This window comes from Aeromonas sp. R4-1 (assembly GCF_040908325.1).
Lineage (GTDB): Bacteria > Pseudomonadota > Gammaproteobacteria > Enterobacterales > Aeromonadaceae > Aeromonas > Aeromonas veronii.
Genome location: NZ_JBFODM010000004.1, coordinates 1 through 2,359, shown reverse-complemented (window position 1 = coordinate 2,359; position 2,359 = coordinate 1). Strand labels below are relative to the sequence as shown.

The 2,359-nt window shown below is 39.7% G+C and carries 2 protein-coding genes; one reads left to right on the top strand and one right to left on the bottom strand.

All coding sequences use genetic code 11. The features are described from left to right. Positions 1–242 precede the first annotated feature (242 nt). Positions 243–905 carry a response regulator gene (locus AB5Y90_RS00630; RefSeq protein WP_144716203.1) on the top strand — a complete coding sequence of 221 codons (663 nt, stop codon included), beginning with the start codon at positions 243–245 and terminating at the stop codon, positions 903–905. A 115-nt stretch (positions 906–1,020) separates the two neighbouring features. Here the strand turns inward: AB5Y90_RS00630 and AB5Y90_RS00625 are convergent, their stop codons facing one another. Continuing rightward, a complete protein-coding gene (locus AB5Y90_RS00625; RefSeq protein WP_368166413.1) occupies positions 1,021–1,977 on the bottom strand; it encodes a diguanylate cyclase in 957 nt (318 codons plus the stop codon). Positions 1,978–2,359 lie beyond the last annotated feature (382 nt).

The window sequence follows — 2,359 nt, the reverse complement described above, 5'->3', positions numbered from 1 at the left end:
CGAAGGTGAGCTGATGACTCATGATGAACCCTTTTTCATGGCTCCAGATGACAAACATGATCTCATATCAGGGACTTGTTCGCACCTTCCCTAGCCAAACGACTGGGGTTAAAATGATAAAGATACATAGCTATGGGCCATTATAGAGTTGCATCCTGCATATTGGTTAACGTGTTGATTTATAGTGTTTTTTATGCACGTATGGTGTAATGTGACGCTAGCATGGTATTGAGAATGTAGTTATGGATAACAAAGTTTCAATCGAAGAAATGCAAGCATTAAAAGTATTGCTTGTAGATGACCACGCTATATTGCGGGCAGGAGTCAAAGCTACACTCTCAACAGATCACCTTATGAAGGTGATTGCAGAGGCTGGCAATGGTAAAGAAGGATTAGATCTGGCAGTAGAATATGAACCAGATTTAATATTGCTTGACCTTCAAATGCCAGTGCTTAATGGATTAGAAACGCTGAAGAGAATCAGAGCAAAGAAAATAAAAAGCAAGGTCGTTATCTTCACCGAGTCAGATTTGGAAATTGATGTTGTAGAAGCGTTTAGGTTCGGAGCCAATGGATATCTTTCAAAAAATATTGAACCGCTTGATTTAATTGGCTTCATTAAGAGCATATGTGCTGATACATCAATTGAAAGTCCTCAGTCAAACAATAAAGTAATGTCAATCTCATTATCAGATAGTAATGTTGGCATTATTGAATCATTAAGCCATAGAGAAATTGATGTAGTAAAACTTCTTGCTGAAGGTCACTCAAACAAAGTCATTTCAAAATTATTATATATATCTCATGGGACGGTAAAAATACATGTGAGAAACATTCTAAGAAAACTAAAATTAAAGTCTAGAGTTGCTGTTACTGTATGGGCACATAACCGAACTATTAAGTAACTATAATTTAAAAATGTACATAAATAAAAATTAACTTGATATTTTTATTGTTGCAGATTATTGCCATACTAGTTAACGACTCTCTTAAATCATATGCCCATAGGGTGCATATGATTTATAAATTCTGCTTGCAACGATACATGGCCTCATCCGCCAAACGGAGTAACAAGTTTAGATCTGGTGGTGTAGTTGCATCATATTCCACATAGCCTATAGAACAAGAAAGGTTATATACCTTACCGCTATGCTTATTGAACTCATCAAAGATCTGATTTATTCGATTATTGATTGATTCAATATAGTTAATGTTTGTTTCTGGGAGTAAAACCACGTATTCATCACCACCTAATCGAGCACAGATATCAGCATTTCTAAAAATCAAGTTGATCAAGCTGGCGGCTTGGCACAATGCATCATCTCCAACATCATGACCAAATCGATCGTTTATAGATTTGAAATGATTCAAATCTATAAACAATAATGAAAGGCCCCTTTTCGTTCTGTATGCATGTTGCAAGTACCTCTCAGCCAGAAGAATAAAACCTCGCCTGTTGGTTATCCCCGTCAACTCATCTATTGTCGCCATTTGAACTGCACGTAACTCGCTTTCAACTGTTAATGCCAAGTCGGTAAATAAAGCTCTATCCTTTTCTCCAAAAGCCCTAGCCTTACGGTCTATAAGGCACAACGAACCGATATGCAATCCATCAGTTATTACTAATGAATGACCAGCATAGAATCGGATGTATGGCTCCCCTTGAACCATTGGATTATTATAATAAAGAGGATCTTTGGTTGCATCCTCAATAACAAGCATGCGTTCTTTGAGAAATCCATTTTTACAAAAAGAGATATTAGGAAGAGGTTCATGGATGTTTAGGCCATAACAAGGCTTGGCCCACTCGTGTTCATTGTCTTCGAATGAGATCAGGGCAATAGGCACATCAAACATGTTGCGAGCCATCCTGGTAATCCGGTCAAAACGCTCCTCTGCGGGGCTATCAAGTATCGCTAAACGGCGCAATGCGTCTAAGCGAAGCCGTTCGTTATCCGGTACTACAGGGCTTTGCATCAACATCTCCTTGTTGTGTGGGCACTGTACGCTGCCAACATATACTGTGCATCTGTAGATCTGATGTACTGACAGTATATTACAGTAGGTAGACCTATGATTTCGAGCCATCTCATCTTTGATGACAGGAGCAGTGTTTGCACTCTTGGTAGCGTGGTTGTCGCTCGCTCGACAAACAAGAGCTCGCCTAGAATCCCCCTAGGCTGTGTTCTTAAAGTGATGAAGATATAATCTCACATCTTCTCAACAGCTTAAGATCCATTCCGTGTCCCGCCGTTATCAGCTGACTGTGCGTATTCCGGCGAAGTTGAACAGCCATTCCGGCCAACGTGAACACCCTGATCCTTAACGCGCTCACGTCATCCCGTTTCTAACTCGACTG